The sequence below is a fragment of the Xanthomonas sp. CPBF 426 genome (assembly GCF_903989465.1).
Taxonomy (GTDB): domain Bacteria; phylum Pseudomonadota; class Gammaproteobacteria; order Xanthomonadales; family Xanthomonadaceae; genus Xanthomonas; species Xanthomonas euroxanthea.
In genome coordinates this window covers 3,639,495-3,660,663 of sequence record NZ_LR861805.1, presented here as the reverse complement: position 1 = coordinate 3,660,663, position 21,169 = coordinate 3,639,495, and the positions used below count along the sequence as shown (strand labels likewise).

18 protein-coding genes are annotated in these 21,169 nt (G+C 65.3%); 16 read left to right on the top strand and 2 right to left on the bottom strand.

Annotated elements, in window-relative coordinates; translation table 11 throughout:
* Window positions 1-15 precede the first annotated feature (15 nt).
* The 3 genes from H7A87_RS15505 (at window position 16) to H7A87_RS15495 (ending at window position 2,788) form a co-directional block, all read left to right on the top strand.
* Complete coding sequence (locus H7A87_RS15505) at window positions 16-954, top strand: nucleoside hydrolase (protein WP_119127481.1); 939 nt, start codon at window positions 16-18, stop codon at window positions 952-954.
* Window positions 955-1,025: 71 nt separating this feature from the next.
* Window positions 1,026-1,268: a type B 50S ribosomal protein L31 gene (locus H7A87_RS15500; RefSeq protein WP_024938126.1), complete on the top strand. Its 243-nt coding sequence runs from the start codon at window positions 1,026-1,028 to the stop codon at window positions 1,266-1,268.
* Window positions 1,269-1,498: 230 nt separating this feature from the next.
* Window positions 1,499-2,788 (top strand): citrate synthase, encoded by a 1,290-nt coding sequence (locus H7A87_RS15495; RefSeq protein WP_039409911.1) that lies wholly within the window; start codon window positions 1,499-1,501, stop codon window positions 2,786-2,788.
* A gap of 103 nt (window positions 2,789-2,891) precedes the next feature.
* Here the strand turns inward: H7A87_RS15495 and H7A87_RS15490 are convergent, their stop codons facing one another.
* Entirely contained in the window at window positions 2,892-3,464 is a 573-nt protein-coding gene (locus H7A87_RS15490; RefSeq protein ID WP_232087861.1) for a hypothetical protein, read from the bottom strand.
* Here H7A87_RS15490 and H7A87_RS20865 point away from each other — a divergent pair.
* A complete protein-coding gene (locus H7A87_RS20865; protein ID WP_232087860.1) occupies window positions 3,435-3,641 on the top strand; it encodes a hypothetical protein in 207 nt (68 codons plus the stop codon). The genes H7A87_RS15490 and H7A87_RS20865 overlap by 30 nt on opposite strands.
* 115 nt (window positions 3,642-3,756) lie before the next feature.
* On the opposite strand, the gene H7A87_RS15485 is transcribed toward H7A87_RS20865, so the two are convergent.
* Entirely contained in the window at window positions 3,757-6,174 is a 2,418-nt protein-coding gene (locus H7A87_RS15485) for a penicillin-binding protein 1A (RefSeq protein WP_119127485.1), read from the bottom strand.
* A 215-nt stretch (window positions 6,175-6,389) separates the two neighbouring features.
* Here H7A87_RS15485 and H7A87_RS15480 point away from each other — a divergent pair, with 215 nt between their 5' ends.
* From H7A87_RS15480 to H7A87_RS15425, 12 genes are all read left to right on the top strand, one after another.
* On the top strand, window positions 6,390-7,448 hold the full coding sequence (locus tag H7A87_RS15480) for a pilus assembly protein PilM (protein ID WP_104584767.1): 1,059 nt from the start codon (window positions 6,390-6,392) through the stop codon (window positions 7,446-7,448).
* On the top strand, window positions 7,448-8,215 hold the full coding sequence (locus H7A87_RS15475; protein ID WP_119127487.1) for a PilN domain-containing protein: 768 nt from the start codon (window positions 7,448-7,450) through the stop codon (window positions 8,213-8,215). The genes H7A87_RS15480 and H7A87_RS15475 overlap by 1 nt, the downstream gene beginning before the upstream one ends.
* Window positions 8,212-8,877 (top strand): type 4a pilus biogenesis protein PilO, encoded by a 666-nt coding sequence (locus H7A87_RS15470; RefSeq protein WP_104584775.1) that lies wholly within the window; start codon window positions 8,212-8,214, stop codon window positions 8,875-8,877. Before H7A87_RS15475 ends, H7A87_RS15470 begins: the two co-directional genes overlap by 4 nt.
* On the top strand, window positions 8,874-9,407 hold the full coding sequence (locus tag H7A87_RS15465) for a pilus assembly protein PilP (protein WP_104584778.1): 534 nt from the start codon (window positions 8,874-8,876) through the stop codon (window positions 9,405-9,407). The genes H7A87_RS15470 and H7A87_RS15465 overlap by 4 nt, the downstream gene beginning before the upstream one ends.
* A gap of 19 nt (window positions 9,408-9,426) precedes the next feature.
* On the top strand, window positions 9,427-11,394 hold the full coding sequence (locus H7A87_RS15460) for a type IV pilus secretin PilQ family protein (protein WP_119127489.1): 1,968 nt from the start codon (window positions 9,427-9,429) through the stop codon (window positions 11,392-11,394).
* A 236-nt stretch (window positions 11,395-11,630) separates the two neighbouring features.
* Window positions 11,631-12,650 (top strand): MoxR family ATPase, encoded by a 1,020-nt coding sequence (locus tag H7A87_RS15455; protein WP_104584784.1) that lies wholly within the window; start codon window positions 11,631-11,633, stop codon window positions 12,648-12,650.
* A gap of 22 nt (window positions 12,651-12,672) precedes the next feature.
* On the top strand, window positions 12,673-13,635 hold the full coding sequence (locus H7A87_RS15450; RefSeq protein ID WP_180496743.1) for a DUF58 domain-containing protein: 963 nt from the start codon (window positions 12,673-12,675) through the stop codon (window positions 13,633-13,635).
* A 2-nt stretch (window positions 13,636-13,637) separates the two neighbouring features.
* Window positions 13,638-14,105 (top strand): DUF4381 domain-containing protein, encoded by a 468-nt coding sequence (locus H7A87_RS15445; protein ID WP_119127493.1) that lies wholly within the window; start codon window positions 13,638-13,640, stop codon window positions 14,103-14,105.
* Window positions 14,102-15,109 (top strand): VWA domain-containing protein, encoded by a 1,008-nt coding sequence (locus H7A87_RS15440; RefSeq protein WP_119127495.1) that lies wholly within the window; start codon window positions 14,102-14,104, stop codon window positions 15,107-15,109. The genes H7A87_RS15445 and H7A87_RS15440 overlap by 4 nt, the downstream gene beginning before the upstream one ends.
* Window positions 15,106-16,959 carry a tetratricopeptide repeat protein gene (locus H7A87_RS15435; RefSeq protein WP_180496741.1) on the top strand — a complete coding sequence of 618 codons (1,854 nt, stop codon included), beginning with the start codon at window positions 15,106-15,108 and terminating at the stop codon, window positions 16,957-16,959. Before H7A87_RS15440 ends, H7A87_RS15435 begins: the two co-directional genes overlap by 4 nt.
* Window positions 16,956-18,689 carry a BatD family protein gene (locus H7A87_RS15430; RefSeq protein ID WP_119127499.1) on the top strand — a complete coding sequence of 578 codons (1,734 nt, stop codon included), beginning with the start codon at window positions 16,956-16,958 and terminating at the stop codon, window positions 18,687-18,689. Before H7A87_RS15435 ends, H7A87_RS15430 begins: the two co-directional genes overlap by 4 nt.
* A 1,144-nt stretch (window positions 18,690-19,833) precedes the next feature.
* Window positions 19,834-21,114, top strand: a complete 1,281-nt coding sequence (locus tag H7A87_RS15425) for a dicarboxylate/amino acid:cation symporter (RefSeq protein ID WP_102253528.1) — start codon at window positions 19,834-19,836, stop codon at window positions 21,112-21,114.
* Window positions 21,115-21,169 lie beyond the last annotated feature (55 nt).

The window sequence follows — 21,169 nt, the reverse complement described above, 5'->3', positions numbered from 1 at the left end:
CGAATCTCCAATCCCATGACCAAAAAGATACCGCTGCTGATCGACACCGACCCGGGCGTGGACGACGCGCTGGCCTTGCTGATGGCCTTCAACGACCCCCGGCATGAGGTCGTTGGCCTGACCATCGCCGCCGCCAACGTCGGCCTGGAGCACACCGTGCGCAATGCCTTGAAGGTCTGCGAGATTGCCGGGCGTGAGGATGTGCCGGTCTACGCAGGCTGCCCGCAGCCGCTGCTGCACCCGTCGGTGGACGCGGCGCATGTGCATGGCATCGACGGTTTCGGCGATGTCGGCCTGGCGCCGGCCAGGCGTACTGCCGAGACCGAGCACGCCGCGCTGGCCATCCTGCGCCTGTCGCACGAATACGCTGGCGAGCTGCTGCTGGTGGCACTCGGTCCGCTGACCAATCTGGCGCTGGCGCTGACGCTGGATCCGACCCTGCCGCAGCGGGTGGCGCGGCTGGTGGTGATGGGCGGGGCGCTGACCGGGCACGGCAACATCACCGCGGCGGCCGAATTCAACATCGGCTTCGACCCGGAAGCGGCGCACATCGTGTTCCGCGGCTTTCCACAGTTCGACGTGGCCGACTGGGAAGCCACCATCGCCCACGGCCTGCTGCATCGCGATGTCGAGCAATGGCTGGCGGCCGACTCGGCGCAGGCGCGGTTCTACGAGGAAATCTCGCGCAAGACCCGCCTGTGGTCCGAAGACAGCCGCGGCGAGTACTGGTACGCCGCCGATGCACTGGCGATGGCGTTCGCGCTGCACCCGGAAGGCGCCCAGCGGCTGGAGCAGCGTCCGGTCCATATCGAGTTGACCGGTACGCATACCCGCGGGATGACCCTGGTGGACTGGAACCGGCAGGGTGGCGCGCCCGACAATGCCAACCTGCTGCTGGAGTACGACCGCCGGCAGTTCTACGGTCTGGTCGGGGCGGCGCTGGCGGCGGGTTAGGGTGATCTTGCGCCGGGCGTCTGGAGGCCGCTATAATGCCCGGCTTATCCAGGCAGCCCGGCGCCAAGTCCATGAAAGATAACGTTCATCCCAGCTACAACGACGTCGTCTTCCACGACGTGACGTCCGATTTCAAGATTCTGACCCGTTCCACCATGAGCTCGAAAGAGACCGTGAAGTGGGAAGACGGCCAGGAATACCCGCTGATCAAGGTGGATATCTCCTCGGCATCGCACCCGTTCTATACCGGCAAGCACAAGGTGATCGACACCGGCGGCCGGATCGACAAGTTCCAGAAGCGCTACGCGCGCTGAGCTTGCAGGACGGGCTGTACCGGCAGCGGCCGCGCATTGCGCGGCCGTTGTTTTTTGGGGCCTTGGCAACTTCGTTTTCACGCCTTCGGGAGGGGCGTCTACGACTTCTGTCCAAGCGACGGCCAAAATGCTGCTGTGCGATAATGACGTGATCCGGGGCGATGCCCTGGACTTCCATCACGTGCCTGCCCATCCGGTGACAGGCGCCTTCCACTGAAGGAGCGTACACAGTGTCCGATCTTGATCAGGTCACGCTCAACGCCGGCGACAAGTCGGTCGTTCTGCCGGTTCTCAAGCCCACGCTTGGCAATGATTGCGTCGATATCTCAAAGCTGACCAAAGAAACCGGTCTGTTCACCTACGACTCGGGCTTCACCGCCACCGCCAGCTGCAAGTCGGCCATCACCTACATCGATGGCGACAACGGCGTGTTGCTGTATCGCGGCTACCCGATCGAACAGTTGGCCGAGAAGTCCAGCTTCCTCGAAGTCTCGTACCTGCTGATGAACGGCGAGCTGCCGACCGCGGACGAGTTCAAGAAGTTCGACCACGAAGTGACGCATCACACGATGATGCACGAGTCGCTGAAGAACTTCCTCGGTGGTTTCCGCCATGACGCCCATCCGATGGCCATGCTGGCCGGTTCGGTCGCCTCGTTGTCGGCGTTCTATCACGACACCCTGGACCTCAACGATCCGGAGCAGCGCCGTCAGGCCGCCATCCGTCTGATCGCCAAGGTGCCGACCCTGGCTGCTGCCGCGTACCGCTATTCGATCGGCTGGCCGATCCGCTACCCGCGCAACAACCTCAACTACGTCGACCGCTTCCTGCACATGATGTTCGAAGTGCCGAGCGAGCCGCTGGAGATCAATCCGGTGGTGGCCAAGGCGCTGGATCTGCTGTTCATCCTGCATGCCGATCACGAGCAGAACGCCTCGACCTCGACCGTGCGCCTGGTTGGTTCGACCGGTGCCAATCCGTACGCCTCGGTCGCAGCGGGCATCACCGCGCTGTGGGGCCCGGCACACGGCGGCGCCAACGAAGCCGTGCTGAAGATGCTGGAAGAGATCGGCACCGCCGACAACGTCGAGTCCGCCGTGGCCAAGGCCAAGGACAAGAATTCCTCGTTCCGTCTGATGGGCTTCGGTCACCGCGTCTACAAGAACTTCGACCCGCGCGCCAAGATCATCCGCGAGATGACCCACAAGGTGCTGGGCGAGCTGGGCGTCAACGATCCGCTGCTGGAAGTGGCGTTGAAGCTGGAAGAAGCCGCGCTGAAGGACGACTATTTCGTGCAGCGCAAGCTGTACCCGAACGTCGACTTCTATTCCGGCCTGATCTACAAGGCGCTGAATATTCCGGTGGAGATGTTCACCGTGATGTTCGCCATTGCACGCACCGCCGGCTGGGTGTCGCATTGGCTGGAGCAGCAGGTCGACCCGGAAATGAAGATCGGCCGTCCGCGCCAGATCTACACCGGCTACGACAAGCGCGATTACACCGACAGCGCCAAGCGCTAAACGCTTGCGGTTGTCTGCTTGAACGAACGCCCCGCATTGCGGGGCGTTTGCTTTTTACTGGGCGGGCGTCATGCCCACGGTCGCGCGTAATGGCGTATGGCGATCAGCGCGCGTGTTGCGGGGCGTGGCCACCGTCGTCTTCTGCCAACAGCTGACGCAGCTGGGCGGCCGAGGCGCGCTGCATCGGCTTTTCGTCCAGCTGCGACAATGGCGCCTGGCGCAGGGCGTCGTACGGCAGCACCGTCAGGTCGAAGGTCAGTTCCTCGGCACTGAACAACCAGACCGGAAACTCGCCAGTCCGCTCGCGGTCCAGGCGCAGCCGGCGCGTCCGCAATTCGGCAGGAATGCGGTGTTCTTCCAGAAACCGCTGCACGGCATCGGCATCGTCGCTGTGCAGCTGCAACTGCACCGGCGCATTGGCGTCGGCCGTGCCATCGAGCACCGGGCCGGCCAGGCGCGGCTGGAACGGGCCGAGAAACTCCAGCGCGCGCAAGGCCGCTTCGCGGCGCTGGCGCAAGCGCAGCCCGTGCTCCGGTCCGGCGAACAGGCGTTGGTGCTCGCGCAGGGCGTCTTCGATCTCGCGATTGCGCGGCAGCGATGCGTCGTCGTGGATGCCCAGCCGGCTGGCCGCCTTGAGCTTGGCCTGATGAAAATCGCGGATGCCGCCTTCGGCCATCAACCGGGCTGCTTCGTGCGCCAGGCGGTGGCGCCGTTCTCGGGTTCGCGTATCGGCGTGTTCGCGCGCGTGATGCATGACCGGGCTCCCCTCATGAACCTGGTTCGACTCTACAACAGCGGCATGACGGTGTGGCGAAGGTCACAGGGCGCAGGCCCGATGGACCGTGCTCGATGACCGCAAGCACGCGCTGGCATGCGTTGCACCATCGCTGCCGCTACGTGCCGAGCCCGGGGAATCGGCCGGCCTGCGCCGTTCCGATTCCCCATTCCCGAATCCCGAATCCCGGCACTCAGAAAATATCGAACGCCTTCTCGTCCTGCTGCTCCTGCAGGCCGTAGTCGTAATCCTGCAGGCGATCCAGGTCCTCGTTCTTCACCCATTCCACCGCGCCATTGATGGTGGCCTGGGTCATGCCGTCGGGCGGGTCGTTGGCGGCGATCGGCTTGTCCTTCAGGGCCACGCGCATGTACTCGATCCAGATCGGCAATGCAGCCTTGCCGCCGTATTCGCGATAGCCGAGCGAGCGGAAGTCGTCGCGGCCCACCCACACCGTGGTGGCATAGGGACCGCCGAAGCCTGAGAACCAGGCATCACGGTGATCGTTGGTCGAGCCGGTCTTGCCGCCGACGTCCTCGCGCCCCAGCACCTTGGCCGCGGTACCGGTGCCGCGCTGGACCACGTCGCGCATCATCGACACCAGCTGGTAGGCAGTACGTTCGTCGATGGCGCGCGGTGCGATCTTGGTTTCGGCAGTGGCTGCCGGGGCGGCCTCCGCCGGCGTGGCCGTGGTCGGCTCGATCGACTTGGGCAGCGCAGGGGCGCCGAAGTTGAAACCGTCCACCACCTGGCTCACCGGTGCGACATTGCCGCCCTGCAACGCGCAGGTACGGCAGGCCACCGCCGGCACTTCCTTGAAGACGACATTGCCGTCGCGGTCCTTGACCTCGTCCACGATCCAGGTGTCCACGCGCGAGCCGCCGTTGGCGAACACCGCATAGCCACGCGCGACCGACAATGGCGTCAGCGACGCGGTACCCAGTGACATCGACAGGTTGGGCGGCAGCTCGGCCTCCTGGAAGCCGAACTGGCTGATGTATTTACGTGCGAAATCGACGCTGATCGCGTCCAGCAGGCGTACCGACACCAGGTTGCGCGATTGCACCAACGCCTCGCGCAGCCGCATCGGGCCGCGGAAACCGCCGCCGTCGTTCTGCGGCGACCAGGTCTTGCCGCGGCGGTCGCGGAACACCACCGGGGCATCGAGCACGATCGAGGCGGGGTTGAAGCCCTTTTCGAACGCAGCCGCATAGACGAACGGCTTGAAGCTGGAGCCCGGCTGGCGGCGTGCCTGGGTGGCACGGTTGAACTTGTTGCCGGCGAAGCTGAAACCGCCGACCAGCGCGCGCAGCGCGCCGCTGTTGGCATCCAGCGACACCAGCGCGGCCTGGCCGCGCGGCAATTGGTCGATGATCCATTCGCCGTCTTTTTCGCCGGCGCGGATGCGGGTCAGGTCGCCGCGCGTCAGCAACTTGGCCGGGGTCTTGTTGGTCCAGCGGCTGGCGCTGGCCGGCAGGGTCAGCTCGGTCTTGTCACTCTGCACGACGGTCACGCCGCCGTCGGCATTGGTGCGCGCCACGATCACCGCGCGCAGGCCGCCCTGGGTGAACACGCCGGACAGATGCTTGGCCAGGGCCGCTGCATCCGCGTCGGCGGGGACATCGAAATGCTGCTCCACGCCATGCCAGCCATGCCGGTGGTCGTACAGGCGCAGGCCATCGGCAACCGCTGCATCGGCGCCGGTCTGCAGCGTGGCATCGATGGTGGTGGTGACGTGGTAACCCTTGTTGAGCACATCGCCGCCGTACTTGGCGATCATTTCCTGGCGCACCAGCTCGGCCACATACGGGGCGTAGACCTCGACCGGCGGCTCATGCGGCTTGGCGTGCATCGGCACCGCCTTGGCCGCATCGGCTTCGGCCTGGCTGACAAAGCCCAGGTCGGCCATGCGTTGCAGCACGTAGTAATCGCGACGTTCCTGGGCACGCTCCGGATTGCTGATCGGGTTGCCGCTGGACGGGAACTTGGGGATGCCGGCCAGCGAGGCCATCTCGTCCAGGCTCAGTTCGCTCATCTTCTTGCCGTAGTAGTACTCGGCCGCAGCACCCACGCCGTAGGCGCGGTTGCCGAAGAAACTCTTGTTGAGATACAGCTCGAAAATCTCGTCCTTGCTCAGCTCACTTTCGATCTTGCGTGCCAGCAGGATCTCGGCCAGCTTGCGGGTGTAGCTGTACTCGGAACTGAGGAAGAATTGCCGCGCCACCTGCTGGGTGATGGTCGAACCACCCGGCACCCGCTTGGCGTCGGTGCTGGCCAGCAGCCACACCGCGCGGGCGATGCCCTTGTAATCCACGCCGCCGTGCTCGTAGAAGCGCGCATCCTCGGTGGCCAGGAAGGCCTGCTTCAGGCGCAGCGGCACGTCCTTCATCTGGATGGGATAGCGCCGGGTCTCGCCATAGACGGCCATCAGGCGGCCATCGCTGGAGTAGACATACATCGGCTCCTGCAGTTCGACCTGCTTGAGCGACTGCACGTCCGGCAGCTTGGAGGAAACGGCGTAATACAGGCCGCCGGCAGCAATAGCGCCAAGCAGGGCGAGCACCACGAACGCGGCCAGGATCCAGCCCAGCCAACGACGAATACGGGGCATGTTGAGAGAGATTCCGATTGCAGATTTCTTGGTCACAGAGTATAGATGACGCCGGGTTTGGCTGGGGCCGAACTCTGGGGATCGCAGCAGACAGCACTGGGGTCACGGTCGCGGGGCCATTGCCTCGCGCGTGAAGGGCTTGTCTACTGTTAAAATTTGATTATTAATACGAGGGCGCAGACTGCGTCCAAGTGCCCATCGGCAGGGGAGTTTCCGTGGGGCTTCTACCCAAGAGTCAGTCGCCACTTATTGGTGTCGATATCAGTTCCACTGCGGTCAAGCTCCTGCAGCTGTCGCGCAGCGGGAATCGTTTCCGCGTGGAACATTACGCCGTAGAGCCGTTGCCGCCGAATGCGGTCGTGGAAAAGAACATCGTCGAAGTCGAGGCGGTGGGCGAGGCCATCCGCCGCGCCATCAACCGTTCCGGCAGCAAGGCCAAGAATGCAGCAGCCGCGGTGGCCGGGTCGGCGGTGATCACCAAGCTGATCCCGATGCCGGCCGATCTGGATGACAGCGATCTGGAAGCGCAGGTCGAACTGGAAGCCACCAATTACATCCCGTACCCGATCGAGGAAGTGAATCTCGACTTCGAGGTGCTCGGCCCGATGCCCAACAGCCCGGACATGGTCCAGGTGCTGCTGGCGGCCTCGCGTTCGGAGAACGTGGAACTGCGCCAGTCTGCGCTGGAACTGGGTGGCCTGACCGCCAAGGTCATGGACGTGGAGGCCTTCGCGGTCGAGAACGCCTTTGCCCTGGTCGCCAGCGAGCTGCCGGTGGCTGCCGATGCGGTGGTGGCGCTGGTGGACATCGGCGCGACCATGACCACGTTGAGCGTGCTGCGCGCCGGTCGCAGCCTGTATAGCCGCGAGCAGGTCTTCGGCGGCAAGCAGCTCACCGACGAGGTGATGCGCCGGTACGGGCTGACCTACGAAGAAGCCGGTCTGGCCAAGCGTCAGGGCGGTTTGCCGGAAAGCTACGAGGTCGAAGTGCTGGAGCCGTTCAAGGAGGCGACGGTGCAGCAGATCAGCCGTTTGCTGCAGTTCTTCTACGCAGGCAGCGAATTCAATCGCGTCGACTGCATCGTGCTGGCCGGTGGTTGCGCGGCGCTGTCGCGCCTGCCGGAAATGGTGGAAGAGCAGCTCGGCGTGACCACCGTGGTCGCCAACCCGCTTGCGCAGATGACGCTGGGCCCAAAGGTCCAGGCCCATGCGCTGGCGCTGGATGCACCTGCATTGATGATTGCCACCGGCCTGGCCCTGAGGAGCTTTGACTGATGGCAAGAATCAATCTATTGCCCTGGCGCGCCGAGCGCCGGAAGGCGCGCGAGCGCGAGTTCTATTCGATGCTGGGCTTCGCCGCGCTGGGCGGAGTGCTGCTGTCTGCACTGATCTGGTTCTACTACGACGCGCAGATCAGCGGCCAGACCGAGCGCAATGCGTTCCTGACCACCGAAATCGACAAGGTTAAGGCGCAGAACGAAGAGATCAAGGAGCTCGACAAGAAGAAGGACCGTCTGCTCGCCCGCAAGAAGGTGATCGAGGAACTGCAGGCCAATCGCTCGCAGATGGTGCACCTGTTCGACTCGCTGGTGCGCACCATTCCCGATGGCGTGGCCTTGACCAACATCAAGCAGGACGGCGACATCCTCACCCTGGAAGGTCGCTCGCAGTCCAATGCGCGCGTCAGTGCCTACATGCGCAACCTGGAAGGCTCGGGCTGGATGACCAATCCGGACCTGTCGATCATCGAGGCCAAGAGCCAGGACAAGACCGGGCAGCCTGCCGCATCTGCGGCGGACACCACGGCGCTGCCATACGTATTCACGCTCAAGGTCAAGCTGGCCAATCCGAACGAGGCTGACAAGAACGGCACCGCACCGGTCGACGCGCAAGCGCCGGGCGCAACGCCGGCCGTGACCGCACCTGCGGGCGCGCCCGCGGCGACACCTGCAGCGCCTGCACCTGCCACGCCGCCGGCCGCTGCGCCTGTGCAGCCAGCGCCGGTGCCAGCCAATCGGCCGCAGGAGGGGGCGGCGTCATGAGTAAGAAAGCATTCAAGCTCAGCGATCTGGATTTCAACAACATCGGCGGCTGGCCGCAGCAGGCACGCATCGTGTTCTGCGTGGTGGTCGGCCTGTTCATCATGGTGCTGGCCTGGTTCCTGCTGATCAGCGGCAAGCGCGATGAACTCGAAAGCCTGGAAGGCACCGAAACGCAGCTGCGCACCGAGTTCGAGACCCAGCAGGGCCGTGCGGTGAATCTGGAGCCGCTCAAGCAGCAGCTCGCGCAGATGGAGCAGGTGCTGCAGCAGATGCTGCGCCAGCTGCCCAGCAAGACCGAAATGCCGGATCTGATCATCGACATCTCGCAGACCGCGTTGTCCAGCGGCCTGTCCAACGAGTTGTTCCAGCCGGGCCCGGAGTCGCCGAAGGAGTTCTACGCCGAAAAGCCGATCGCCTTGCGCATGGTGGGCAGTTACCACCAGTTCGGTGCCTTCGTCAGCGGCGTGGCGTCGCTGCCGCGCGTGGTGATCCTGACCATGCACGACATCAACCTCAAGCCGAAGGATCCCAAGGCCGGCATCACGCCGCGCGGGGCGCTGGAACTGTCCGGCACGGTCAAGACCTATCGTTATCTGGACGATGAGGAAATGGCCGAGCAGGAGAAGGCGGCGGCCGACGCTGCGAAGAAGGGCGGCCAATGACCATGAGACTGCTCAAGATCCTGTCCTGCGTGGCGCTAATGGCTGTATTGCCGGCGTGTACGCGCGGTGTGACCAGCACCCCGGGCGATGCGCCGAATCTGGAAGCCTGGGTTGCCGAGGTGCGCGCACGTCCGGCGCCGCCGTTGGAGCCATTGCCGGTGATGCAGCAGTTCGAGACGTTCGAATATGCGGCCCAGTCGATGCGCGACCCGTTCAGCGATGCCTGGGTCAGTGCCGAAGGCGGCAATGGCACGCGTCCGGATCCGAACCGGCGCAAGGAGCCGCTGGAAGCCTATCCGCTCGACGCCCTCGACATGGTGGGGACCATTGGTGGCGGCGCGGGCCTGGTCGCCCTGGTCATGGCACCGGACAAGGTGACCTACCGGGTACGGCCGGGTGTGTATCTGGGACAGAGCGATGGCCGGGTCACCGGGGTCTACGAAGACCGCATCGAGCTGATTGAACTTGTGCCGGACGGTGCGGGTGGATGGCTTGAACGGCCGGCCGCGCTCGCGCTGGATGATCAATAAAGTGATAGGGGATAGCACGATGACGTTTTCCAATGCCCAGCGGCTGCGTCCGGTTCGACGCCACGTGGCACTTCGGGCCTGCGCGTTGGGGTTCGCGCTGGCGCTGGCGAGTGGTGGCGCGGTCGCGGCGGCGGCACTGAAGCAGCCCGCGCAGGATCCGGCCAAGACCGCTCCGGCGAGCCTGGCGGTGTCCAAGATCGATTTCAAACGGGGCGAGGATGGCACGGGTCGTCTGATCCTGCAGTTCGACGGCCAGGGCGCCAGCCCGGACCTGCGTACGCAGGGCGACAACGTGCTGGTCGACATCAGCAACGCGCGGTTGCCCGCCGAACTGCAGCGCCCGCTCAACGTCACCGACTTCGCAACGCCGGTGCAACGTGTCGAGGTCAAGCCGTCCGGCTCAGGTTCGCAGCTGGTGCTGTCGACCAAAGGCGCGTTCGATTCGCTGGCCTACCAGACCGGCAACGAATACGTGGTCGAAATCACTCCGCGCAAGGGCCAGCCCGCGGTCGGTGGCGTCAGCGCCGCAGCCGTCACCCAGGCAGCGGCGCAGATCGCCGCGCGCGGTTACAGCGGCCGCCCGGTGACGTTCAACTTCCAGGACGTGCCGGTACGCACCGTGCTGCAGCTGATCGCCGAGGAGTCCAACCTCAACATCGTCGCCTCCGACACCGTGCAGGGCAATGTCACCCTGCGGCTGATGAACGTGCCGTGGGACCAGGCGCTGGACATCGTGCTGCGCGCCAAGGGCCTGGACAAGCGCCGCGACGGCGGCGTGGTGTGGGTCGCCCCGCAGCCGGAGCTGGCCAAGTTCGAGCAGGACAAGGAAGACGCCCGCATCGCGATCGAGAATCGCGAGGATCTGATCACCGATTACGTGCAGATCAACTATCACAACGCAGCGGTGATCTTCAAGGCGCTGACGGAGGCCAAGGGGATTGGTGGCGGTGGTGGCGGTCAGGGCGGTGGTCAAGGTGGGCAAGGTGGCCAGCAGGACAACGGATTCCTGTCGCCTCGCGGTCGCCTGGTTGCCGATGAGCGCACCAACACGTTGATGATCAGCGATATTCCGAAGAAGGTCGCGCAGATGCGCGAGCTGATCTCGCATATCGATCGCCCCGTGGATCAGGTATTGATCGAAAGCCGCATCGTGATCGCGACCGATACATTTGCCCGTGACTTGGGGGCGCGCTTTGGTGTCTCCGGAGCAACTAGTCGGGGTATATTGAGTGGCTCGCTCGAGAGTAATGTCAATTACAGCAATACATTAAATCAACGTAATAATGAGCTTAATAATTCCCGGACGCCCGCTACGCCCAACGGTACGAGTAGCACGCTGCCAACTTTCTTGTTCCCGTCGGGGCTGAATATCGATCTTGGAGCTGGCGGCTTTACGAACAGTGGTGCGGCTGGGCTCGCCTATACCCTGCTTGGTTCCAACTTCAACCTGGATATCGAGCTGTCGGCGATGCAGGAAGAAGGCCGGGGCGAAGTCGTTTCCAATCCGCGCATCGTGACTGCCAATCAGCGTGAAGGCGTCATCAAGCAGGGCCGCGAGATCGGTTACGTCACAATCAGCGGCGCGGGTGTTGCAGGCGGTGGGTCACAGGCTAACGTCCAGTTCAAGGAGGTCTTGCTCGAGCTGAAAGTGACGCCGACCATTACCAACGACAATCGTGTCTTCCTCAATATGAACGTCAAGAAGGACGAAGTCGCCCGTTTCATTACCTTGCCGCAGTACGGCACCGTGCCGGAAATCAATCGTCGTGAAGTCAATACGGCGGTTCTGGTGGCAGATGGTGAAACGGTGGTGATCGGTGGCGTGTACGAATTTACTGATCGGGAAAGCGTTTCGAAGGTGCCGTTCCTGGGAGACATCCCGTTCCTGGGCAATCTGTTCAAGAAGCGCGGGCGTAGCAAGGAGAAAGCCGAGCTACTGGTCTTCGTAACTCCCAAGGTATTGCGGGTTGCAAACGCAGCGCGGTAAACGGGCTCGATACGATGGAGACAAGGGAGGCCGCGAAAGCGGCCTTCTTCCTTTTATCATGCGTGCTCCGGATCAAATGGGTGGAGAAACCCCGTCCCTCCCCAAATGGAAGGCTTGCGGAGTGCCGCAGGAGCCGGCCATCTGCGGTGTGCCCGGCAGCATGACCCTGGTCACTCACTGAACATCTTCCTGGCCTGCAGTGAACCAATCGCGCTCGAATCGGTCACACTGGGCCTATGAACGCACCGCCGCTCTTGCCCCCCGAAGCCGCTGCCGCGCCCGCCGAGGACCGGTTGCATCGTCAATTCACCTTGCTGCGCGAGTCGCTGACGCAGCGCATCGTGGGCCAGTCTGCGCTGGTCGAGCGCTTGCTGATCGCCTTGCTGGCCGATGGCCATTTGCTGGTCGAGGGCGCACCGGGTCTGGCCAAGACCACCGCGATCCGTGCGCTGGCCTCGCGGCTGGAAGCCGATTTTGCGCGGGTGCAGTTCACCCCAGATCTGCTGCCTTCTGATCTGACCGGCACCGAGATCTGGCGGCCGCAGGATAGCCGGTTCGAGTTCATGCCCGGGCCGATCTTCCATCCCATCCTGCTGGCCGACGAGATCAATCGAGCACCGGCCAAGGTGCAGTCGGCGCTGCTGGAAGCGATGGGCGAGCGCCAGGTTACCGTCGGGCGGCACACCTATGCGCTGCCGCAGCTGTTCCTGGTGATGGCAACGCAGAACCCGATCGAGCAGGAGGGCACCTTCCCGTTGCCCGAGGCGCAGCTGGATCGCTTCCTGATGCATGTCCGTATCGGCTATCCACAGGCCGATGCCGAGGCCGAGATCCTGCGTCTGGCACGTGAAGCCGCACGCGATACCCTGGAAAAGCACGAAACGGTGCCCGACAAGATCCCGCTGGAAGATGTCTTTGCCGCGCGGCGTGTCGTGCTGGACGTGCATCTGGCTCCGCAGCTGGAGCGCTACCTGATCGAGATCGTGCTCGCGTCGCGCGATGCCCAGCGCTACGACCCGGCATTGGCGCGGCGGATCGCCTGGGGCGCGAGCCCGCGTGGGTCGATCGCGCTGGAGCGCTGCGCACGTGCGCGTGCATGGCTGGCCGGGCGCGACTACGTGACCCCGGACGATATCCGCGCAATCGCCCCGGACGTGCTGCGTCATCGCGTGCTGCCCAGCTACGAGGCCACTGCCGAAGGCTGGGATGGCGAACGCCTGGTCGCCGCCCTGCTGGAAAAGATTCCGCTGCCCTGATCGGGTAGCGTGTCGCTGAGGTATGCCGTCCTCTGACCAGAATCCGATGTCTTCGATGCCGTCTTCTTCCCCTGTCACCGCGCCGTCGTCGATCGCCGGCGATGGACTGCGGCCGACGCTGGCGGAGTTGATCGCGCTGCGCGGCACCACGATCCATCGCGGGCAGCCAGGGCGTGGCCGCCATGGACTGGTCGGGCCGGTGCCCGCGGCAACGCGCGGGCGCGGGATGGAATACGCCGAGTCGCGCGAGTACGTGGCGGGTGACGATGCGCGGCATATCGACTGGCGCGTCACTGCGCGTACCGGGCGTGCGCATACGAAATTGTTTCAGGCCGAGCGCGAACGCTTGAGTCTGATTGTGGCCGATACCTCGCCGGCACTCTTCTTCGGCACGCGGGTGCGCTACAAATCGGTGCAGGCCGCACGTGCCGGTGCGGTTGCGGCGTGGCTGGCGCAGCGGCAGGGCGACCGCATCGCCGTCCTGCGCGGCACTGCCAGCGAGGCGCCGATTGCGCCGCGCTCGGGGCAACGCGGCGTATTGCCGGTACTGGATGCCTTGGCGCGCTGGTATGCGCAGCCGCCGTCCGGCGACGCGGGCCTGGAGGTGGCACTGGACCACGCCGCGCGGCTACTGCGCCCGGGCGCGCGGCTGACCGTGCTGGCCGATGCGCGCAGCGCCAGCAGGATTTCTGCCACGCGCTGGTCGGGGCTGGCCCTGCATCACGAGGTGGTGGTGATCGTGCTGGTCGACCCCCTGGAGCTGGCGCCACCGGCCCGCGCACTGAGCTTCGATGTGCGCGGCGAGCGTATTGCGATCGATCTGTCCTCGCAGGCCGGACGGGCGCGTTGGCAGGCCGAATTCGTGGCGCCGCTGGAGCAGTTGACCTCGGTCTTGCAGGCACGCGGCGTGCGCCTGCATCGCCTGTCCACCGACGATGCCAGCGATGCCTGGCTGGGCGGCGGCGCTGCCGCGCGGAGCCTGTGACGATGGCACCGCAATCGCTGCCGCTGCGCGATGTCCATCTGCCGCCGTCACCGTCGTGGTGGCCGCTGGCGCCGGGCTGGTGGCTGGTGATTACGGCGGTGGTGCTGGTGCTGGTGCTTGGCACGGTCGGCTGGTGGTGGTGGCGCCGCCGTCAGCGGCAGCGTCTGTGGCTGGCGGCATTCGATGCCGAACTGCAGCGCGCAACAACTCCCGCACAGCGCCTGGCAGCGTTGTCGATATTGCTGCGTCGCGCAGCGCGCAGCGTCGATGCGCAGGCAGACCGCCTGCAGGGCGAGGCATGGCTGCAGTTTCTGGATGGGCGCAAAAGTAAGACGCGGGCCTTTTCGCAGGGACCGGGTCGCGCGCTGCTGGACGGTGGTTTTCAACGTACGCCGACGGTGATCGATCTGGATACGGTGCAGGCACTGGCACGGCAGCGCTTTCTGGGTTTGATGCGAGGCCGGCGATGAACTGGCTGCAGTGGTCGCAATGGCAGGATGCGCTGGCGCACTGCGCATGGCCGTGGGCATGGTGGTTGATGCCGCTGCCGTTGCTGATGTGGTTCTGGCCGCAGCGCCGCGCCGATACGGCGGCACTGCGCGTGCCTTACGCCGACCAATTGCAGGCGGTTGCGCAGGCTAAGAGTGCACCGGTGCTGCGGGTGCCGCGCTGGCTGGCGTGGCTGGGCTGGTTCTTCCTGTGCGCTGCGCTGGCGCGCCCGCAACAATTGGGCGATGTGATCCAGCCGCCGCGCGAGGCACGCCAGATGATGCTGGCGGTGGATCTGTCCGGCAGCATGAGCGAGCCGGACATGGTGCTCGGCGGCAAGGTGGTGGACCGCCTGACCGCCGCCAAGGCGGTGTTGTCGGACTTTCTGGATCGTCGCGATGGCGACCGGGTCGGTCTGCTGGTATTTGGTCAGCGGGCGTACGCGTTGACGCCGTTGACCGCCGACCTGACCTCCGTGCGCGACCAGCTGGCCGACAGCGTGGTGGGATTGGCCGGGCGCGAAACGGCGATCGGCGATGCGATCGCGTTGTCGGTCAAACGGCTGCGCGAGCAGAAGCAGGGCCAGCGCGTGGTGGTGTTGCTCACCGATGGTGTCAACACCGCAGGCGTGCTCAATCCGCTCAAGGCCGCCGAGCTTGCCAAGGCCCAGGGCGTGCGGGTGCACACGATTGCCTTTGGCGGCAATGGCGGCTATTCGTTGTTCGGTGTGCCGATTCCCGCCACGGGCAACGACGATATCGACGAAGACGGCTTGCGTAAGATCGCCGCGCAAACCGGTGGGCGCTTCTTCCGTGCGCGCGATACCGAAGAGCTGGCCGGCATCTATGCCGAGCTGGATCGGCTGGAACCGGTCAAGGCGCTCGGCCCGTCGGTGCAGCCGCGTGTGGAACGTTACTACTGGCCGTTGGGCGCTGCGATCGTGATCGCGCTGCTGGCCTACGTGTTGCCGCGGAGATGGCGATGAACGCGCTGACCGAACTGGCTGGCTGGCTGCAGTCGCTGCATCTGTTGCGCCCGCGTCTGCTCTGGGCGCTGCTGGCGATCGTGCCGGCGGCGGTGCTGTGGCAGCTGCGTCGACGCGATGCCGATGTCTGGCGGCAAAGTGTGGATGCACACCTGCTGCCGACCCTGCTGGTGTCCGGCAGCCGGCGTGGATGGCTGGGATTCGTGCTGGCTGCGCTGACCTATACGCTGGCGGTGCTGGCGATGACCGGGCCGAGCTGGCGGCAGACCGAGCGGCCGGTGTATCACTCCAGCATGCCGTTGGTGGTGGCGCTGGACCTGTCGTCCAGCATCACTGCCAACGATCTGCCGCCCTCACGCCTGCTGCAGGCGCGTGCCAAGTTGGCCACGTTGTTGCGCAAGCGGGCCGGTGGCGAAGTCGCACTGCTGGTCTATGCGGGCGAGAGCTTCACCGTTGCACCGTTGACCGATGACACGGCCAACGTGGCGTTGTTCCTGGATGCGCTGTCGCCATCGGTGATGCCGGTGGACGGCAAGCGCGCCGATGCGGCGATCGATGCGGCCACGCAGTTGCTGCTGCAGGCCGGCTTCAAGCAAGGCGAGATCCTGCTGGTCAGCGACAGTGCCGACCGTGCGGCCTCGAGTTCTGCGCGGCTGGCGCGCTCGCGTGGATTCAGCGTGTCTGCGCTCGGCGTGGGGAGCGAGCGCGGCGCCGCCTATCGCACCATCACGGGTGAGATTGCGCAGACACGGCTGGATGAGGGCAGCCTGCGCGACCTTGCCGGGCAGGGCGGTGGTCGCTATGCGCGTATCACTACCGACGATGCGGACCTGCGTGCGCTGGGCGTGCTCGATCCGGCGCAACAGCCGCTGGCCGATGAAACCGCCGAATCCACTGGCGGCAAGACCTGGCTGGATGAAGGTTACTGGCTGCTGCTGCCGGTGATGCTGCTGACACTGCTGGCGTTCCGGCGGCGTGCGGTTGTGGCGGTCCTGGCCCTGGTGTGCGTGTTGCCGCTGGCCCAGCCCGCACATGCTGCCGACGGCACCTTGTGGCAGCGCGCCGACCAGGTGCAGCAGCAACGCCTGGATGCCGGCGTGCAGGCCTATCGCAAGGGCGATTTCGCCGCGGCACAAAAAGCCTTCGAAAATGTGCCCACCGATGAGGGGCTGTACAACCTCGGCAATGCGCTGGCCAGGCAGGGCCAGTACGACGAAGCGATTGCGGCTTACGATCGCGCGCTCAAGCAACACCCAGATCAGCCCGACGCCATCGCCAATCGTGCGGCGGTGGATGCGGCGCGCAAGCGTCAGCAGCAGAACAACAAGGATGGGAAAGACCAGGACGGCAAGGGCCAGTCCAAGGACCAGAAGCAGGCTGACAAGAACAGCGCCGGCCAGAATCAGTCCGGGAAGAACGCGCAGGACGACTCGACGCCTGGCCAGGACGGTCAAGGCAAGCAGGATTCGCAAGGCAAGCAGGATGGCAAGGAGCAGCCGTCTGCGCAGACGCCGCAGGACGCAGCCTCGCAGAACCAGCAGTCCAAAAACGGCCAGGGCGAGCAGAGCAAGCAGGACGCAGCGCCACAATCGGCCGACTCCAAGGCGCAGCAGCAGGCCGACGCCGCGCAGCGGCAAAAGATGCAGCAGGCGATGGCGCAGGCCGGTGACAAGAGCGCCGATGCGGACGGCAAGCAGGCCGCCGCAGCGGCGGCGGACGAGACGCCGGAGCAACGCGAACAGCGCCAGGCGGTGGATGCCTGGCTGCGGCGGGTGCCGGATGATCCGGGCAGTTTGTTGCGCACCAAATTCAGGCTGGAACACGAACGCAGGCAACGGGACGGACGATGATCGGCACACACCATTTGCGCCGCGCGGCGATCGGCATGTTGACCGGCGTGATGCTGCTCACCTGTGCACCGGTGGGCGCCGTCACGCGCGCGTGGCTGGACCGCGACAGCGCCAATGCCGGCGACGTGGTGATGTTGAACATCGAAACCGATCAACGCGGTGTCGATCCGGATTACACGCCCTTGCGCAACGAGTTCACCCTGGGGGCCAAGAGCGCCAACCAGCAGATGCAGGTGACCAACGGGTCGGTGACGGTGCGCGCACTGTTCGGTGTGGTGCTGACGCCGCGCAAGAGCGGCGAGCTGATCGTGCCGGCGATCCGCGTCGGTAACGAGCGCACCGAACCGTTGCGGTTGCAGGTGGGCGCTTCGGCAAGCGATGCCGGCAGCAGCGCGCCCGGCGCAGCAGCTGCGGCGCAAGGCAATGAGGATGCGTTTGTCCAGACGCAGGTGGACGATCCGCAGCCCTATGTGCAGCAAAGTGTGGGCGTGGTGGTGCGGCTCTATTTCGCCACGCAGCTGGCGTCCGGCGAGCTGGATCTGGAAGCGCCCGATGGTGCATCGCTGCAGCGCATCGGCGATGACGTCAGTTCGGTCAAGGTGCTCAATAATCGTCAATACAACGTGGTCGAACGACGTTACCTGCTGGTGCCCGAGCGCAGCGGCCGCCTGGTGTTGCCGTCGGCGCGCTTCAACGGTCGTTCGGTCGGGGGCTTCTTCGACGATTACTTCGGTCGCGGCAATGGCGAGCTGAGCGCGCGTAGCGCCAGCATCCCGCTGCAGGTCCGTGCACAACCGGCCAATGCGCCGCAGCCGTGGTTGCCGTTGCGCAGCCTGCAGCTGCGGTATACGACCACGCCGCAGCGCGCCACCGCCGGCGAAGCGGCGCAGATCGTGGTGGAGGCCAGCGCGCGCGGCGCCACCCAGGCGCAGTTCCCCGATTTGCCGACCCCGAGCGTGCCCGACGCGCAGGTGTTTGCCGAGCCGGCGCAGTACGAAGAACGCTTCGTGGATGGCTCGCCGCAGCTGCGGCTGACCCGTCGCTATTCGATCGTGCCCAACCGCGCCGGTCCGCTGATGGTGCCCGGCTTGCAGGTAGCATGGTGGGATGTGGGCGCGGCGGCGGCCAAGACGGCCTCGCTGCCAGATCTGACGCTGGATGTAGCGGCTGGTACCGGTGCGTTTGCGGCGCCGGCACCCGCGCCGGCAGCCAGTCCGTCACCGGGTAACCCGGCGACCACGCCTGCGGCCAGCACGCTGAGTCTGCAGCAACCGGCGGCCACGCAACGGCCGTGGGGCTGGATCGCTGCGGCGATGGGCTTTGCGCTGCTGTGGATTGCCACCCTGGTGTGGGCCTTGTCACGGCGTCGCGGCGGTTCGCACGGGGTGCCGGTGCTCAATGCCGGCGATGCAGCCGCGCCCGGCCGGCGTGTGACCCACGGTGTGGCCGAATTGCGACGCGCGCTCGACACCGGCGGCATGGACGATGTGGCCGCGGTGCTATGTGGCATGGCCGGCGTTGCCGACATCGACAGCGTGCTGGCCGCATTGAGCGACCCGGCGCAGCGCGCGGCGGTGGCGCAGATGCAGCGCGCCCGCTGGGGCGGCGATGGTGACGTGGGCAGTGCACGTTCGGCATTGCGTGAGGCCTTCGCCAAGGGGCCGCGTTGGCGGCACGCCACGGCTGCGGAGCCGGAGGTATTGGCGCCGCTGTATCCGCCTGCGCCTTGATCGGTGTCGCTGCATCGGCAGCGGTGGACAGGTCCTGGATAGCCGGCGTGCTGCGCCTCGTTTTGACGCGCTGACTGCGGGTGCTGCTGGTTCTTTAAGCTGTGCTACTTAAAGAAAGGCGTTTTTCAAGGCAAGGCGTTTGGTCTGCGGCGTGGTGCAGGGGCCCTTGCCCGCCCACCATCGCGGGACACGCCGCAAGTACGTCCTTGTAAGCTCTTACGCGGCATCCATGCCGCGTAAGGTCCCGCGACGGTGGGCGGGCAAGGACCTGTCGAGTTGGTCGGTGTGCATGGAAGAGCGGTGCTGGATGCACCTCGTTCGACATGAAGCGTCGACACCACGTCCGATGCTTGCCGCACGACAGACAGCTTTTTAGATGAGCCCCGACCAATTGTCTGGTGAGGGCACCGCGCCCTCGACGCTGCGAGTTGGCTGCGGGGCCCTTGCCCGCCCACCATCGCGGGACACGCTGCTAGTACGTCCATGTAGGCTCTTACGCGGCATCCATGCCGCGTAAGGTCCCGCGACGGTGGGCGGGCAAGGACCAATCGAGATGGTCGGTGTGCGCAGTTACAAGCAAGGCATGGCTTTCGCTGTTCGAATCACGTTGCGTCCGACCAGTTCCCCGCGCAAGCCGAGCAACAGGCAGGCTTTCGACAAGAGATATGGAAATGTCTCGTCTGCCGCTGCAAGCCGAGCGAAACGCTTTCAATAAAGCAGCCGACTAACGTCCTGGTGCGGTGTCCTCGCCGGTTGCGGGACCGTGTAGCGGCATGGATGCCGCCACCGAGCCCCCAGGGACGGGTTCACGGCGTGTCACGCAAGCGGTGAGGGCACCGCGCCCTCGACTCACCGGGCTTTTGATTCACGCATCCGGTCGCGACTAGATGACGGCCTGGGTCGATGGATTCGTTGCTTTACGCGTCGTATCCCGATGAGGCCTGGGCACTGCGGATAGAGCACTTGCAGCGCGGCTGATCCGCGGGCTGGTCGCAGGGGCCTCGCCCGCTCCAACGGCTGCATCACCGGATGTCGTGAGGAATACCTACCCTCGGGCGGGCGCATGGCGGCCGGCCGGGTAGGTGGCCGCGTCGATGGCGTTTGTTAAGCTCCGGGGCTTGTGTCCAGATCAAGGCCCGACCAGATGACTGCATCCCCCGCCGCACGCCGCCCGGGCCTGCCCCTGCATTGGAAGATGGGCATTGGCTTCGCCGTCGGTCTGCTGCTGGGTCTGGCTGTCTACTACCTGGCCGGCAGCGATGCCGACTGGGTGCGCGTGGTCACCAAATACGTCACCACGCCGTTCTCGCAGATCTTCCTCAATCTGATCTTCATGCTGATCGTGCCGCTGCTGTTCTCGGCATTGGTGATGGGCATTTCCGAAATGGGTGACATCCGTGCGCTCGGGCGTGTGGGTTGGCGCACCCTGGGCTACACCGTCGTGCTGTCCGGCGTGGCGGTGTTGCTGGGGCTGGTGCTGGTGAATGTGCTCAAGCCTGGTGCCGGCGTGGACCCGCAGCTGGCCAACCAGTTGATCCAGCAGAACGCCGAGCGTACCCGCGAGATCATCTCCAGCTCCGGCACCCAGCCGCAGGGCATGGACATGCTGTTGTCGATCGTGCCCAGCAACGTCATCGCGGCAGCGTCCAGCAACGGTGCGATCCTGTCGCTGATGTTCTTTGCGGTGATGTTCGGCGTGGGCATGGTGCTGACCGCCGACGAAAAGGTGGCCACGCTCAAGCGCGGCATCGAGGGCATCTTCGAAATCTCGATGACCCTGATCGGCCTGGTGATCCGGCTGGCGCCGTATGCGGTGGCCTGTTTCATGTTCAATCTGGCCGCGCTGTTCGGCTTCGATCTGCTGATCCGCCTGGGCGCTTATGTAGGCGTGGTGGTGCTGGCGCTGGGCCTGCACATGGTGGTGAGTTACGGGCTGGCGGTGAAGTTTGCCGGGCGTTCGCCGATCGGCTTCTTCAGGCAGACCCAGGAGGCAACGATGATGGCCTTCTCCACCGCCTCCAGCAACGCCACCCTGCCGACCGCCCTGCGTGTGGCCGACGAGATGGGCCTGCCGCCGCGGGTGTCGCGTTTCGTGCTGACCGTGGGCGCCACCGCCAACCAGAACGGCACCGCCTTGTTCGAAGGGGTGACGGTGATCTTCCTGGCGCAGTTCTTCAACGTGGACCTGAGCATCGGCCAGCAGTTCATGGTGATGCTGGTCTGCATCCTGGGTGGCATCGGCACCGCCGGCGTGCCGTCCGGCTCGCTGCCGGTAGTGGCGCTGATCTGCGCGATGGTCGGGGTCAACCCGGTCGGCATCGGCATGATCCTGGGCGTCAATCATTTCCTGGACATGTGCCGGACGGCGCTGAACGTGACCGGCGATCTGGCGCTGACGACCCTGGTTGCCAAGGGCGAGGAATAGGGAATTGGGAATCGGGAATGGGTAAAGCGGGCTGTTGCGATCGGTACGTGCAATG

Coding starts and splice junctions, on each gene's coding strand:
- H7A87_RS15500 (WP_024938126.1), top strand. CDS start 1,026: ATGAAAGATAACGTTCATCCCAGCTACAACGACGTCGTCTTCCACGAC.
- H7A87_RS15425 (WP_102253528.1), top strand. CDS start 19,834: ATGACTGCATCCCCCGCCGCACGCCGCCCGGGCCTGCCCCTGCATTGG.
- H7A87_RS15485 (WP_119127485.1), bottom strand. CDS start 6,174: ATGCCCCGTATTCGTCGTTGGCTGGGCTGGATCCTGGCCGCGTTCGTG.
- H7A87_RS15470 (WP_104584775.1), top strand. CDS start 8,212: ATGAGTAAGAAAGCATTCAAGCTCAGCGATCTGGATTTCAACAACATC.
- H7A87_RS15490 (WP_232087861.1), bottom strand. CDS start 3,464: ATGGCCGAAGGCGGCATCCGCGATTTTCATCAGGCCAAGCTCAAGGCG.
- H7A87_RS15440 (WP_119127495.1), top strand. CDS start 14,102: ATGAACTGGCTGCAGTGGTCGCAATGGCAGGATGCGCTGGCGCACTGC.
- H7A87_RS15465 (WP_104584778.1), top strand. CDS start 8,874: ATGACCATGAGACTGCTCAAGATCCTGTCCTGCGTGGCGCTAATGGCT.
- H7A87_RS15475 (WP_119127487.1), top strand. CDS start 7,448: ATGGCAAGAATCAATCTATTGCCCTGGCGCGCCGAGCGCCGGAAGGCG.
- H7A87_RS20865 (WP_232087860.1), top strand. CDS start 3,435: ATGAAAATCGCGGATGCCGCCTTCGGCCATCAACCGGGCTGCTTCGTG.
- H7A87_RS15445 (WP_119127493.1), top strand. CDS start 13,638: ATGGCACCGCAATCGCTGCCGCTGCGCGATGTCCATCTGCCGCCGTCA.
- H7A87_RS15430 (WP_119127499.1), top strand. CDS start 16,956: ATGATCGGCACACACCATTTGCGCCGCGCGGCGATCGGCATGTTGACC.
- H7A87_RS15455 (WP_104584784.1), top strand. CDS start 11,631: ATGAACGCACCGCCGCTCTTGCCCCCCGAAGCCGCTGCCGCGCCCGCC.
- H7A87_RS15460 (WP_119127489.1), top strand. CDS start 9,427: ATGACGTTTTCCAATGCCCAGCGGCTGCGTCCGGTTCGACGCCACGTG.
- H7A87_RS15435 (WP_180496741.1), top strand. CDS start 15,106: ATGAACGCGCTGACCGAACTGGCTGGCTGGCTGCAGTCGCTGCATCTG.
- H7A87_RS15505 (WP_119127481.1), top strand. CDS start 16: ATGACCAAAAAGATACCGCTGCTGATCGACACCGACCCGGGCGTGGAC.
- H7A87_RS15450 (WP_180496743.1), top strand. CDS start 12,673: ATGCCGTCCTCTGACCAGAATCCGATGTCTTCGATGCCGTCTTCTTCC.